20 protein-coding genes are annotated in these 13,684 nt (G+C 43.9%); 12 read left to right on the top strand and 8 right to left on the bottom strand.

Annotated features, from left to right (window positions below; all coding sequences use genetic code 11):
- The first annotated feature begins 83 nt into the window (after positions 1–83).
- The 9 genes from E1J53_RS23390 to E1J53_RS23350 all read left to right on the top strand — a co-directional run bounded on the left by E1J53_RS23390 (position 84) and on the right by E1J53_RS23350 (position 6,127).
- Entirely contained in the window at positions 84–983 is a 900-nt protein-coding gene (locus tag E1J53_RS23390) for a hypothetical protein (RefSeq protein ID WP_134272867.1), read from the top strand.
- A 364-nt stretch (positions 984–1,347) separates the two neighbouring features.
- The gene (locus E1J53_RS23385; RefSeq protein ID WP_134272868.1) at positions 1,348–1,704 is read left to right on the top strand and encodes a hypothetical protein; all 357 of its coding nucleotides are present in this window, start codon (positions 1,348–1,350) and stop codon (positions 1,702–1,704) included.
- A gap of 287 nt (positions 1,705–1,991) precedes the next feature.
- Positions 1,992–2,195 carry a hypothetical protein gene (locus E1J53_RS23380; RefSeq protein WP_134272869.1) on the top strand — a complete coding sequence of 68 codons (204 nt, stop codon included), beginning with the start codon at positions 1,992–1,994 and terminating at the stop codon, positions 2,193–2,195.
- A 60-nt stretch (positions 2,196–2,255) separates the two neighbouring features.
- A complete protein-coding gene (locus tag E1J53_RS23375) occupies positions 2,256–2,657 on the top strand; it encodes a hypothetical protein (protein ID WP_134272870.1) in 402 nt (133 codons plus the stop codon).
- Positions 2,657–2,812, top strand: a complete 156-nt coding sequence (locus E1J53_RS23370) for a hypothetical protein (RefSeq protein ID WP_154640289.1) — start codon at positions 2,657–2,659, stop codon at positions 2,810–2,812. Before E1J53_RS23375 ends, E1J53_RS23370 begins: the two co-directional genes overlap by 1 nt.
- A gap of 29 nt (positions 2,813–2,841) precedes the next feature.
- The gene (locus tag E1J53_RS23365; RefSeq protein WP_134272871.1) at positions 2,842–3,345 is read left to right on the top strand and encodes a transposase; all 504 of its coding nucleotides are present in this window, start codon (positions 2,842–2,844) and stop codon (positions 3,343–3,345) included.
- A gap of 170 nt (positions 3,346–3,515) precedes the next feature.
- Entirely contained in the window at positions 3,516–4,352 is an 837-nt protein-coding gene (locus tag E1J53_RS23360) for a hypothetical protein (protein ID WP_134272872.1), read from the top strand.
- 41 nt (positions 4,353–4,393) lie between these two features.
- Entirely contained in the window at positions 4,394–5,272 is an 879-nt protein-coding gene (locus E1J53_RS23355) for a hypothetical protein (protein WP_134272873.1), read from the top strand.
- Positions 5,273–5,287: 15 nt separating this feature from the next.
- Positions 5,288–6,127: a hypothetical protein gene (locus E1J53_RS23350; protein WP_134272874.1), complete on the top strand. Its 840-nt coding sequence runs from the start codon at positions 5,288–5,290 to the stop codon at positions 6,125–6,127.
- Between the two features lie 142 nt (positions 6,128–6,269).
- Here E1J53_RS23350 and E1J53_RS23345 read toward each other — a convergent pair whose 3' ends face one another.
- From E1J53_RS23345 to E1J53_RS23310, 8 genes are all read right to left on the bottom strand, one after another.
- Entirely contained in the window at positions 6,270–6,569 is a 300-nt protein-coding gene (locus E1J53_RS23345; RefSeq protein ID WP_134272875.1) for a helix-turn-helix domain-containing protein, read from the bottom strand.
- 5 nt (positions 6,570–6,574) lie between these two features.
- Complete coding sequence (locus tag E1J53_RS23340; protein ID WP_134272876.1) at positions 6,575–6,793, bottom strand: hypothetical protein; 219 nt, start codon at positions 6,791–6,793, stop codon at positions 6,575–6,577.
- Complete coding sequence (locus E1J53_RS23335) at positions 6,750–7,520, bottom strand: hypothetical protein (protein WP_134272877.1); 771 nt, start codon at positions 7,518–7,520, stop codon at positions 6,750–6,752. The genes E1J53_RS23340 and E1J53_RS23335 overlap by 44 nt, the downstream gene beginning before the upstream one ends.
- Positions 7,521–7,681: 161 nt before the next feature.
- Positions 7,682–8,824: a phage integrase SAM-like domain-containing protein gene (locus E1J53_RS23330; protein ID WP_134272878.1), complete on the bottom strand. Its 1,143-nt coding sequence runs from the start codon at positions 8,822–8,824 to the stop codon at positions 7,682–7,684.
- 1,083 nt (positions 8,825–9,907) lie between these two features.
- On the bottom strand, positions 9,908–10,441 hold the full coding sequence (locus tag E1J53_RS23325) for a hypothetical protein (protein WP_134272879.1): 534 nt from the start codon (positions 10,439–10,441) through the stop codon (positions 9,908–9,910).
- 37 nt (positions 10,442–10,478) lie between these two features.
- A complete protein-coding gene (locus E1J53_RS23320) occupies positions 10,479–10,931 on the bottom strand; it encodes a hypothetical protein (protein WP_134272880.1) in 453 nt (150 codons plus the stop codon).
- Positions 10,932–10,977: 46 nt separating this feature from the next.
- Entirely contained in the window at positions 10,978–11,742 is a 765-nt protein-coding gene (locus E1J53_RS23315; RefSeq protein WP_134272881.1) for a hypothetical protein, read from the bottom strand.
- 54 nt (positions 11,743–11,796) lie between these two features.
- Positions 11,797–12,162: a helix-turn-helix domain-containing protein gene (locus E1J53_RS23310; RefSeq protein ID WP_134272882.1), complete on the bottom strand. Its 366-nt coding sequence runs from the start codon at positions 12,160–12,162 to the stop codon at positions 11,797–11,799.
- 241 nt (positions 12,163–12,403) lie between these two features.
- Between E1J53_RS23310 and E1J53_RS23305 the strand changes: the two genes are divergently transcribed.
- From E1J53_RS23305 to E1J53_RS23295, 3 genes are read left to right on the top strand one after another with little or no spacing between them, the layout of a single operon-like run.
- Positions 12,404–12,751, top strand: coding sequence for a hypothetical protein (locus tag E1J53_RS23305; RefSeq protein ID WP_134272883.1), 348 nt, complete (start codon positions 12,404–12,406; stop codon positions 12,749–12,751).
- The gene (locus tag E1J53_RS23300; RefSeq protein WP_134272884.1) at positions 12,751–13,113 is read left to right on the top strand and encodes a hypothetical protein; all 363 of its coding nucleotides are present in this window, start codon (positions 12,751–12,753) and stop codon (positions 13,111–13,113) included. The genes E1J53_RS23305 and E1J53_RS23300 overlap by 1 nt, the downstream gene beginning before the upstream one ends.
- A gap of 58 nt (positions 13,114–13,171) precedes the next feature.
- Positions 13,172–13,528, top strand: coding sequence for a hypothetical protein (locus E1J53_RS23295; protein ID WP_134272885.1), 357 nt, complete (start codon positions 13,172–13,174; stop codon positions 13,526–13,528).
- The last annotated feature ends 156 nt before the right edge of the window (positions 13,529–13,684 follow it).

Genomic DNA, 13,684 nt, shown 5'->3' with positions numbered 1-13,684 from the left:
CGCAGAAACGTCATTGACTACGAGCACACCGTAGAAAGTTCGGCCGCACACCTGAAATTAGCCAATATCAATATGACTATGCAGTGCCTAAATTGATTTCGCAGAATTTAATTCCCAAACAAGCTCTTAGTGATTTAAGTATACTTTATAGAAATAAAAACATACTACAAAGTAACGAAAATCTCTTAATCTTTTCCCTAAGGATTGTCAACTCTGGGGACATCTCACTTAAAACTAATTCTTTTGATGAAAATTTCCCATTAGGATTTAAAATTGACAAGGGCATTTTCGTTGAAACCCCAAATATCATTGAATCAACGAATGATTATATTACTAAAAGTTTAAAGCCAAAACTAGATTCGACACAACAAAAAGTAAGTTTTAATAGATTTATTTTTGACAAAGACCAGAACTTTTTGATAAAGGCTTTAATTCTTTCGAAAAAGGGTGAAATTCCTGAAATTATTCCAACTGGGAAAGTGGCAGATATTGCAGAAATAGAGATTTTAAAAAAATATTACGCATTTGACAACAGTAGCTTCAATCTACTAGATATGCTGGTTGGTGCTGTGTTAGTGTACTTTGCATTTTATTTGTGGAGTTCCTACACAGGCAAGAAATATGAAAAAATAAATCAAAAAATAATTGACGGTTTCGAGAAGGAATATGATATAACACACCCTGATAAGAATATCTTATACGAATATTTCACTTCGTGCAGAGGCTTAAATTTTTTACTTCAGCTGGAAAGTATGATTAGCAATCCACAATATGTCAAATACATTAAAGGCTTAAGCACGTTTCAGAAAAATGTAGAGTTTTATTATTCCATCACAGGTTGGCAATACAAGTTGCCCGAGTTTTTGAGAAAGTTACAAGACTATGAGGATAAAGATAAAACTCAAGTCTCATCAGAATTTAAAGAGCTAGTGTACCAACTAAAAATCTATGCGAATAGTGTAGTTTTCCCCGAAGAGAAATAAATCCATATAAAGCTTCTATCAGTTGAGATAGTTCTTTAAGACGAGTCAACCTAAGTGCTGGCTTCTAAAATATGTACAACTAAAAGCCCCACGGCATCACCGTGGGGCCTCGGAACTCTCAAAAAGAGGTAACTCAGAAAACATGTCAGAAATCTTGGCGGCGCCGGAGGAGTTCCACCAGCTGTCTCAGTAAGTTGTATCGCTCCCGTAGAGTGGGACGCTCCGCCAACTGCGCCCGGAGGGCCCTGATCTGATCTCGGATGGAGGGTTGCAATTGTAGTCCTTCAAAAATTTGATCTTTTCAAAAGTCGTATCTTGAAGCGAGGTAAAACCTTTTTAGAATCAAAAAGAAAGCTCTTGCCAAATGGAAATAGTAGGATACATTTGTTTACCCCTTCTTGTGATATTATCCATCACTTCCCTTCCGATTTCTTTGATTGGAGGGCTCTTCGTCAAGGTTATCAAGAACCCATTGTTAGCAATGCTTATTGGTGGGATTATTACGTGGGTAGGTATTGATTTACTGTGGGGTAAAATTTTCAGTAATCATATCCCTGTCTTATTGTTCCTATTGTGTTTCCTTGCATTAGGGGCTTATTCACAAATAGAAAATAAATCACTTACAGAAACCTCAAAGTTTGCAATTGGAGGTGAACAAGCCGCGATTGTTTTAACAGCCATTTACAGCATAATTACATCAGAATCAGTCAACTGGTATTAGGCCAACTTGTGCTGACATATTTTCCTTAGTTATGATCACGAAGGTGATCAGCCGCAAGTCCTCCGACGGATAGATTGGCTGAATCCGGAATTGGAGCAAGCATCCGCTGATTGGGTAGATAGCAAACAAAAAGCCCCACGGCATCACCGTGGGGCCTCGGAACTCTCAAAAAGAGGTAACTCAGAAAACATGTCAGAAATCTTGGCGGTGCCGGAGGAGTTCCACCAGCTGTCTCAGTAAGTTGTATCGCTCCCGTAGAGTGGGACGCTCCGCCAGCCCTCACCGACGTGGCCAGGATCACCGAACCGATCGAGCGCGCCCTGCGACGCGCCCGCATAGCATACCAGGGCCTTGTTTCCTCCTACGATCAGGTACAGGAAGCGGCCCGCAACGAACAGCGACTTTTTGGCGTAGGAAGCGCCGTCAGCTGCCGTACTGGGATCCTCCCGGTACTGGCCCTGGTGGGCGGCATTTACTACCTGACCCGCTAAGAATTAGGAGTTGGCTCTCCCCGGACGGTTGCGCATTTATCACCTTCAAATTCATGCGCAATGAATAATTCTAATCAGTACGGCTACGATGAAGTAGTCGACACCCTCGGCGATAGCATCGAAATCTATCGCAAGATCAAAACGCCCCTGGAGGACGGGCTGCAGTTCACCGATATACTGGCCTTGTATGACGCCTACCCCTTGGCCATGGAAGTCTTCAACGACCGGAACACTTTCATCCGTCAGTTCCTCGACCTGACGCCCGAAGAAAGCGTCCAGGTACTCGACGAGCTGAGCGCCCGTACCGGAACGCCCCGTGATAAGGTGGAGCAGGTTGCCACGCAGTCCTTCCAGGTGGCCAGCCGGGTCTATCGCCTGGGTAGCTACGTGATTGAGGAAAGCAAAGGTATCTACGCTGATATCCAGCTGATCGGTGGCCTATCTCCCGAAGAAGAGGCGTAATGACCACCGAACAACTTCAGGAGCTGGCGGAACATCTTGACTACGTGGAAATCCACGTGGGGATGTTCCGGCAGTACCTGGAGACGGTAGAGAAGTATTTGGGAGAGGCTAGGGAGCGGTTGGGAGACCGTTGCAAAAAGTGTGTCACGAAGTAAACTCTTAACTTTCGTAAACACACTGAGTCATGAAGGAAGATTTTGAATTTGATATGGAAAGCTTTCGTAAGGAAGCGATTGCCAAATTGCAGGCCGGAGAAGGCTTGTTGGGTGAGGGCGGAGCCTTCACGCCTCTGCTCAAAGCTTTTTTGGAGCAAGCCCTAGAAGGTGAAGTCGAAGATCATATTGCTGAGGATGATTTGCCGAACTGTAAAAATGGTAAAGGCAAGAAACGGGTGCGCACCAGCCTGGGCGAAGTAGAGATTGATACGCCCCGTGACCGCCGGAGCACCTTCTCCCCTAAAATAGTACCCAAGCGTTCTAAGTCGCTACCCAAAGACATTGAAAAGCAGATCATGGCGCTTTATGCCCGTGGCAGTTCTTTGCGTGACATTCGGGATTTTCTCGAAGAGATGTACGGTGTTGAAGTATCTCCTTCGACGATCTCGCGGGTAACGGGCAAGATTATTCCTTTACTGGAAGAATGGCGCACACGGCCACTGGAAAGCGTTTACCCCTTTGTTTACCTGTGACAATTTAGATAGTGCAACTTATGAAAATTTTCAATATCTTGGCTGTGCCGTAATCACTATTGTATAGTGATATAGCTTCAAGTGTTGATTCTTTTCTCTAACCAAAGAGTCTATAGCCCTTGTAATCTAGGTCACCTAAGAAAATTTTCCCCATAAAGCACTACCCCGACATGGCATTTATACCTGTAAACCCAGCAATTACTAAAAATGGCTCACTACTATCCTTGATTCCAAAGTTTGGTGAAGAAAGAGCAAAGGTTGTCCCCTTAGAAGAGACTAACAACGACCTTATTTTTGTAAATTTCAATGTTGTCCAAGAAAGTATTTCTACTAGTGTGGCAGCTACAATAAAGCTAAGCCCAATTTTTGGAGGGGACATTAAATACAACGACAAGGCCTACTACTTAGACGCTATTGCATACGTAGATAAGTATGACAAAGTGATCTCAGAAGATAGAGTTGTATATGCAACAAGGTGGGGCGTAGGGATTCGAATAGTACTGAAGCTAACCAACCTAGATGTTAATTTTCAACTATCCCTGAACTCAATCGGCGCTGCTGTTGAACTTGGCAAGGTGAATGCGAGGTATGAAATTCAGGGGCTGGGGTTAGGGATTGATGGACTCAACATTGTCCTAAGCAAGTTGTCTCCAGTTGATGATTTCACCTATGACACTTACTTAGCAATTAAAAAGAAGGTGATTCCTGAACTGTCTAAATACATTGCAAAAAACAAAGAAACCTTAATTCCTCAGCCTATAGCCGTAGAGATAAATGAACCACTGTCAGTTAGTAATCTATACAAGGGTAAGACTGTAGCTTTTACGGTCAAACAAATTGCTCGGGGAAAGTCTCTTGAAGAGTGCTTAAGATCAAACTCAGATCTTTACGATGAGGATATCATCTTAGACGTCTATGAAGAAATGGTTGGTAAAGTTAAGAAAACAGACACTCCTAGTGATGATGCTGTTAGCAGGGCGAGGAACTGGCTGCGAGACATACGATAAAGTCTTGATATCGAACAACTTGTGAACAAGCAACCGTATTCATGAAAAAGCCTGAAGAAACTTATTTGGCTGCAATATCTCAGCTTCTTGTTGAGCATAAAGTAATCCGTAGCCAGTCTGAATTGAATAAGAAGAATTTCAGAGACACAATCAGTGAATTTCAAGAGAAGGCTGGATTATTTGTTGACGGAATCCCAGGTAAGGACACATTGTGGATGTTACAATATCCTCGTTACATAAACAGAGAGCGGCTTACTTGGGTGAAATGTGATGCCGATATTTCTAGTAGTTTCAATGGCCTCCCTTACCTGTATTTGAGGTCAGATGTATCGTATAACTATCTCCGGTTAAGAGAGATAGTTCTGGCTGCAGGGGGGATACTTCCAACTTCAGGTGGAAAGCGTAGCCTACATGAAAGACTAAATCAGCATCGCTCTTCTAAATCGATGCACTATGTTGGACTCGCTTTTGACATATCAGTGTCATCAGGCTTCTTTAATCCTGATGAAGATCCAGTTATCGTTGTAAAAAATGAGAGTAAAAAAGGACCATATTGGATTGTTTACCTAAGAGCCGCAAGCGGTGAAGAATTAGAACTGAACGCCACTTATTGGAAGAGCTGGAACTCTAGAGAAGATCTAATAAAGAAGGTCTCGGGAAAGTTTATTAATTTCTCTAAGCTTGCAATAAACCATGGATTTAATCCCATAAGCCCAAGGCCCTCGTATCTAAGAAAGAACAACAAGCAATACTTAAGTGCGGAATGGTGGCATTTTCAGGCAGATTCTTACCTGATTCCAAATTTTTCTCAATTCGGGATAGAACTACTCCGGATAGAAGGATATGACTTAGACACTTTAAAAAAAAATGAGATAATCTGGCAGAACAGAAAGTCAATTTTCAAGAAAAACTGGTTCTAAAATCGAAAATGTATCATGGAGCTATTGCTAGAAAAACTACCAGAGATAAGTGGCATATTTAGCCTCTTAGCATTTCTTGCTTCGATATATTACTTTGTCAATAAAAGCAATAATGAAAGTATAGAAAAACGAATAGAATTGGCCCCTGAAAAAACTCGGGGAGCCATCGTTGAAAAATTTCTTACAGAAGAGAGGTTGGATTTAGAGAGCCTTACTAAGCAACAGAGGTACGAATTAGCAATAAAAAGGATTAATGCAAAAGAAAGAAGACTTAGGGCATACGCAATGTATGCATTTCTGGCTGGCGTCTTGCTTATATTTTTAAGCGGAGTGGTCTACTGGATTAATCAAATAGATAGTGGAAACAATGATCCCCTCTCGGGCTATGAAAGCTTTCCCACAATTGAAAAACTTACTTTCCGTGCTATTAGTGATGATAATTACTATGAAGTTGATAATGCTAATCTTGAATCTGCAGATAGATTTATGGAAATTATTGGAGATAACTACCCCGGCATTTACTACCTAGAAGGGTTAGAGCTCACCAATATTAACCTACTAGGTTACTATGAAGACGAGAAATTGTATACGCTAGAATTTTACCATCCAGACTACCTTAACTTCATCATTAGGTATAAACAACCTGACGACCCAAACAACTTGTCTCGGTTTTTAGAAAACTACCCTAATAACTCAGGAGTTTTGAAAGGCCCATATATGCTAGAGAAGCTAGAAACACCTGCTGATCCTGGCATGTTCTACTATTTTTATCCCCTGACAAACATAGATAGCCATTTAAGAAAAAGACTTGAAAAAACATTCCTTGAGTTAGATCAGAAAGGAACGTCCCGCTAACAAAGGACGGCACAAACCTGGGCTAGGGTTAATCTGCTGGTTGCTCTTTCTATCGGAATGAATCGTCTTATAAGTAGTATTTCACCAAAAATTCCGAGGGCCAGCTAGAAAGAGAAAGAGTTACCACTAATGATGATAGAGTTTATTCCACGTCAATAGCAAAGACCTCCTGGATTAGTTCATTAACGGCAGGAGCTAGAATTTTGTAGGCACTCCTTTTTTGCGGAGCCACATCGCTTTCTTCCAAGGCGAGAAAAGATAGAATTGGAAAAGGTACTCCAATAGCATCACTTAGTTTCTGAAGAGATTTGAGAGTAGGTGATTTTTTGCCACTCTCCACTTGGCTTATGTATGTAGCACTGAGTCCTGAAGCTTCAGCCAAGGCTGCTTGAGAGATGCCTTTTTTCTCTCGGATTTCTTTGATCTTCGACGGAATATTCATATTAATTAAGATGTATTTCCAAGCCACTCAACGATCAACTTGATAGCATTAACAACATTGAGGGTTATCTCTGAAACGTCTTTGAGCGTATCACGCTTCTCTTCAGCGCGAAGTGCATCAATTATATCATCTAGAGATTCTACTTGATTTTTTGTTAACCCGTGTATGTGAGCATCAGCTTTAAGCTGCTCTACAACACCGATAAGATTTGCTTTGGATTTCATAATTCAAGAAGGTGACTATGCCATGTTTTGGCGTTGAGGTAATCAAATACAGGTTTGAGTTACCTACTACCTTCTTTCTTGAAACCTTTTGATCTAAATAGCTTCTTGTATTCTTTAGTGCAGGTAGTACCTGCCAAAGCTTATTCGTGTGCGATACACGTATTGTTTTTGTTCTCGTTACGCGTTTGTAATCCCATTTGATGAGCTTTATTTTATCCTCTACTGTAAGAATTTCAAGTGCCAACTGTGATGCAAGCGAGTGAAGTAGATGTCGCGCTCTACTAGACAGATTAGGTCTATGAAGATTTTGAACAATCGCCAGAAAATAGTCTTGTGAATCTAGCAAGTCGTTCAGCTCCTGTGCGGCCGCTAATGCTTCCAATGCAGTCTCAGATTTACCTAAATTTCCCACTGGAAGAAAAAGGTCATATTCGTAGCCACATACGATAAGTTTGGTGACTTCATCACTTAAAAGAACACTTGAGTTAAACTTGAACTTAGCTCTTTCTTTATAATCAGAAGCAGTGAAGCCTACTCTGTTGAAAAAGTCACCATTAAGTTTACTTTCTAGATCATCAATGATAACAGGCATAAGCCTACTTCTAGCAAAATCTCTAGCAGCTTCTCTGACCATCTCATGCTGTTCGTCATCTAAGAAACTACTCTCAATCTGAATCTTGCTCTTTCCTTGCTGTGGATGTAGCCCCCAATGTGTTTCTAGAATCATGGTTTCAATACATTAACTATAGTTTAAACGACGAACCATTAACTATAGTTTAAGCTAAAGTGCTTTTTTCTAACCTTTTTTTAAAATGGGAGGAAAGTGTTCAGTATTAGTCTCTCCCTTTTCCAACTTCATTTACTTCCGTGCCAATAATTTGAGTCTGACTACCTAAAAAACTCCCTCCCCGCACTCAACTCCGCCAGCCGAATTCCCCCCGCTAAGAGGTACTGCTTCAACGTCGCCTCATACTTCCAGCCACCCAGCTGCATGATCTCGCTGAGGGGGACACCGGAAAGGAGCAGGTTGGTCGCGGCGCTCCGCCGTGCCGTGTGGGTGGTGACCAGGCCGGACTTGGGGAAGTAGCCCTCCCTGGGGCCAGACATGTCATCGGTGATCCCGGCCATGGCAGCAATGATCTTCAGTTTGCGGTTGGCTTCCTGGTTCGTGTCGCCGCTCAGGTCGTAGTTGTGGGCCTTGATGATTTTGAGGGCGGCCGGTTTTACCGGGATGAAGCTCACCGTTCCGGTTTTTTCTGCCGTGTTCTTGTAGTAGGTGGTGCCGTTATGCTGGATGATGTTGGCTCGGCTGATTCGGACGCTGTCTCCGTAACGCAAGACCATATAATAGGAGACCAGAAAGCGATCGCGCTCCCGCTCGAGGGCCGGACTGTGGGAAAGGTCGAGCTGCGCCATGGCTTCGATCTCCTCGACCGTCAGGTAAATCTTATCGTTAGGCCGGATTTTTTCGGCTTTGAAGGTCTTGGCCTTGAAGGCAATGTTTTTGTGCAGATCCTGATCCAGGCCCATCTGCATGAACTTCTTCAGATGCTTGATGTGGTTGGCCACTCCGGATCGACCGGTGCCCGTTTCCCGAAGGAACTGGGTGAAATCCTTGTAGAATCGCATATTGACGTCCTCAAAGGTGATGTCGTCCAGTTCACGGGCTGCTGCATAGGCACGGAGCTTGTTACGGAAGGAGATAAACTTTTTCCAGGTGCCCGGCCGCAGGTCCTCCAGGCCAGCCTGGCAGTCTTCGACGTACTGCGCTACAAAACGAATCAGGGATGAGCTTACTCCAAGTAGTTCTCCCTTAGCCTCCGTTTCCAGTCTGGTGAGAATGCCGTTAATCTTATCGGCCAGGGGTGCCGTCCTTTTCAGCCGGCCGCGTTTTTCATCCCAATCTTTTGGGGAAGTGTAAAACTGTGTTCGCTCAAACCTTCTTTTACCGTCTGCGTAGATCGATAACTTGATGTTACAGGTTCCGTCGCGGCGAGGTTTGTACTTCCAGAGGATGGAACGGACGGTCATGGTCAACAGTGTTTCAGATGGTCAACAATAGGATAACAGTGTTGCCCAAATATACACTTTTTCGCACCAAAAAAACACAAATTGTTTCACAACATAGGTGCAAGAAAAAACCCCGAAGCTCAGCAAACACTGAATTTCGGGGTTTTAATCAAACAACTGTTTGAAAATATGTGGGCAGTGAGGGACTTTCAAACACCGCGCAACTAATTGGCAGTCAATCCCCACCCCAGAAAGTCAAACCAAGGTCAGTGCTAACGCCTTCTGGAGGCACGAAAAGGCCCCCTCTGACCCCGCAGGACGTGGTAAGAGATCGACATAAATAAGTGCCCCATCCGGAGGGATACTCGGATGGGGCAATCAATAAAAATTGGGCATAAAAAATCCACTATGGTCTAGTGGAGTCAGTTGTTCATAGCGAAGGCTATCAAAAAATACTCATTCATAAGACGTCCGAAGTTACAAAAAAGTAACTGTTCCTCAACTAGGAAGATGATTGTGGGTTAGGCAGACAATCCATTTTGTGTGACTAGGAAGGAAAAAGCCCCCACTAGTGAGGGCTAGTTGGGGGCTAAAGAGTTTTCGACTTTTTCTTCAGTCGTTTATGAAACTAGTTTATTTACATGAGAGAAAAAAGAATGCTATGAATAGCAAGTAATGTATGGAATACACATCTAAAAAAGAAGAATAAGTAAGGTGTATTTTTCTTCCTCTTAGTATGAAAAAGCCCCATCCAGTATCCTGGATGAGGCGAAAACTCACGTTGTCTGTCAGAAAGCTTCTTTATTTGGTATCAGCGTTTTCGAACCAGGGTGAGGATTTCGAATATGATCCTAAAGCGCCTGGCTTTGGAAGTCGCCGGATCGGCCAGCTCCGCACGGAGTCTAAGGATCGTCTTTTGCCGTTCCGGGGTCAAAGTGTTTTAAGTTTTGCGCGAGAGACTACAAAACAAACACTTTGTTTTTAAAAAGACAAGGCCTTAAACATATTAATGTTTTCCCCAATAGAAGTGCTTGCCCTCCCCTGAAAAGGGAAGGATAAAATAATTTAGGGCCCTCCTCTGATCGCAACCTAGGTCTTTCTATTCTAGGAAGGAGGCGTAAGCTCAACTTCGAAGACTCTTTCCTTTCCGTCTTCCTCGTCTTCGAATTGAAACCAGTATGCTAGGGCAACCCTATATTCGTTCCGAAGCTTTTTTAATGGCCTACCCGTAAATGGGTGTCCTTGGTATTCGCTGACTTTGAGGAGTGCATTTTCAAACTCACCATCTGCTGTTGTGAGATAACCGTCTATATCGCAATGACTATAGTTCTTTGCTAATGGAGAATGCTTTACTACTACCCTTAGGCTATTGCCCTTTCCGTCTTCAAAAACTCGTTCTGGAAGTTCATCTTCAGGGTATTTTGAAGTATCAAATACCAATACTCTTGTATGCTTAGTAGAATACATTGAAGAATCCCCAAATGGAGAGAGCAATACTAGATTCCCATTTTGGCAAATTCTTGCCCAATTAGTTGATAGTTCCCCTAATCGAGATTCAACAAAATGCTGGCTAGGAGAGTGAGGTTTTGATCTACGAAAAAGCTTATCTCCATTCTCATATTCGAGAATGGGCCGCATTAATCGTAGATTATTACTGATTAGCAATAACCAATACTTACGAACGTCGTACGAATTGATTGGCAACCTGGTTAATTTTTCGTGGGTCGACTTCTTCCTCGTCAAAATATTGGGCACTACTCCCTTTTCCAGGACGACCAACATAGTTCAGGGCAATACCACCGTACTCATCAATAAGCAGATATAGGTTTCCGTCCTGGACTTTCCGGTGAAACATAACCTCATCTTCCGAAAAGCCTAGCGTGAAGGTACTTTTGCGGGTTAATCTTAATAGTTGATCAATTATTTTGATAGAGGTATCTCGCTGACTCTTGTTAAGTCCGATAGATTTCTCTATCAGAATCTTACTAATCAACTTAAATTGATCTTTACTTTGAGTGAGTTCCTTTTCCTCAGTTGACTGGTAAGACTGAGAATCTGTAGCAGTAGCAGTAATGTGACGACGATACTCAGGTGATCTCTGTCCTGGATCACTTGGAAGTTCAGTCATGATGATATCCTTCTCTGAATAACTGGGAAGGGATCCATACCTCTTATCAATCTCCATCACGTTCGAGTAAGGAGGTGAAGTCAGGGCTGCCACTAATAAAGCTGTCTGTGCTATTGGAGAAGGCATTTTCAATTACTTTTTTAAAGAAAGATAGCATATCCTCTCTCGAACCAACTTCTTCGTTGGCAAGTGTAGATGGCTTGTTATTTACGTCAATGACGACTTCGATTCCAATGTAATCTTCTACTTTTTTTTCACTCGAAGAATCATCAACTGGATCTGAAGATTCAAACTCCATGACCATCGGTGAATACTTTACATTAAGGAAGTATTTGTTCCTTAAAGAGTACACATAAGAAACCTTTAAGTCAATTAAATCGTCAAGATTCATTTTGTCTTCCCGGAAGACGCTTTTAATTTCCGGTAATACCTCATCTAATGCTTTGTTATCACTGTATAAGGTTAGTACAATACCGTAATGCGTATACTCTTCTTTTTCTACTATTCTCCAAAGAGTTGGAAGCTTATTTTCAAGATACTTTTGAATCTTTGAGCTATCGACTTGAAACTCTTTGGTGTATTTAGTTTCAAAGTTTAGAAAGGTGGGGCTTATACGGATTCTGCTGTGACCGTTGAGTGAAATAGATTCAAACCGGCTTACTCTTTCCCCAATGTCGTCGGACAAATTTCTTACCACCGGAAACGGAGTAACGAAATCATCGACCAAGATTTTTTCATAATCAAACAGTCTCATCCTAAGATTTTGACTTTGCTTGTAGTGAAAGAATAACTGGCTCTTAAGAATATTCATCTAGTTAGTTTATCTCACACAATAGTAAACAATTACTCACCAAAAGGTTCCCCCCTACTCCGTGATCCCCAAAGAAGCCGCTAGCTCAGGATCACTCTTTAACAACGCCTGCTCCACGATCCGGAGCCGCTGCTCCAGGAGCTCATTCATTCTGGTTAAGGTTTCATCGGTTGTAGCGCTGTCTTCTCCCTCAGCTCCAAATGGACGTCCAGATTCCTTGGTCAAGTCCTTAAGAAGTAGATCATCAATGTTGATATCTAGCGCTCTAGAAATCTCAATGACTTGTTCAATTTTCGGCTGGCGTTCCCCACTCAGGTAGCGAAATATTGATGGCTGAGAAATTTTTGTCTCTCGTGAAAGATCAATTGCCTTCCACCGCTTTTTCGTCAATAAGTACCTGACGTTTTGGGAGAAAAACATTGATATTTATTTTATTTGGAAAGCAGGCAGGAGAAAACGACAAGTCCAAAAAGAATAAATTATTCCTTTCAGATTTGATTTTTATTCCAAACGGAATTAGTTTTGTGCCGTAAGGTTGTGAATAGCAACCCAAAAGTATAACAATCGCACCGTAAAGTTTCAGATTACGCCGCAAAAATTGACTTGCTGCGGCCGGGCTACTCCCATGTCGATACTCAACGGTCCGACCAAACTCATTGCCATGTTTCCCACCGGTAAACAAAACCAACTGGTGAAGCCGACCCTCGAACGATTCGTGGAAGACCGGCTCGCTGAGCTCGAACTGACCCACGATGACCTCGCCGAAAAAATGGGCGGCATCATCGGCACGGACTACAAGATCCACCGCCTCACCCGCCGCATCAACTCCCCCGAAACCTTCCCGGCCAGCGAATTGGCCGCCTTCGCTCAGGTTCTTCAACTGAAGGACTGGTACGCGGACCTCGTGATCAATTTTGGGGCGGGTATTAACGGTTGCTCCGTGGCGGAGTTTGACCAGATGCTGCACCCCCTGGGGTGCCAACTGGGCCCCGTAACCGTCGCTGCGTAATGGGTGCCGGCCTCCCCACTACCCCACCCCAGACGGGGGAAGCCTTTGCGCTTCTCCTCGATGCCATCCGCGACATGACGGCGGAGCTACGGGAAAACAACCGCCTACGGCGGAAGGAAAACAACCCCTGGTTAACCGACGTGGAAGCCGCCACGATACTTGGCATTAACGTCAAGCGTGACGACCAGGGCAACCCCACCACCTACCATACGCGCCTGCTCAAACAGCTACGTGATATGGGCATGCTGACCAATTTCACCAGTGAGCGATCGATCAAATACGACCGTAAAGAAGTGATGGAGCTCGTGGAGCAAGAACGTAAGGACCCTGCCTTCTTTATCCCCCGCCGCATCATCCGATAGCGCTGCCCTCTCCCATTCTCATTGCACCTGCGGCCCCTCGCCGCACTAATCTTCCAAAATGGAAAGTCTTTCCACCCTACCTCCCCGCATCCTGCCCCGTACCGTCCTGGAGTTCCAGGGTGTCACCAGCGCCCACGGACTTGACCGTATTCCCACCTTTCTGTCGCGTTGCCACCTCCTTCCCGGCGATCTGACCTACGTGGCCACTGATGATGGGGAATACACCATTTACCGGTTCGCCACGGGGTCGTGTATTGCCCTTACCCCACCGCGCAAGATGGGTAACGGCCAGATGGCCCGCTTCAAGGTGCTGGCCGTGGAGGAAAAGATCACGGCGGAGCACCCCCAATACGATTCCCTGGTCGCAGCCATCGAGGCCCTGCCGGAGGAGCAAAAAATTTATTCTACTACATAGGGAGTTTTCGGCCCTCCCCCGCTACCCCCCGGGAGGGCCCACTGCCGGGCATGGTGTTGATTTATCCTGCTGTTTTTTCTCTCTCCCTTAGAGGGGTTCGATTCCCCTCCCCGGCACTAAACGATGTGTTTTGAGTGAGTAGTTACCCTCCGCCAA

Source organism: Lewinella sp. W8 (genome assembly GCF_004375085.3).
Taxonomy (GTDB): Bacteria; Bacteroidota; Bacteroidia; order Chitinophagales; family Saprospiraceae; genus Neolewinella.
Note: the sequence above shows the minus strand (reverse complement) of the source record. Positions and strands in the feature narration are given on the sequence as shown.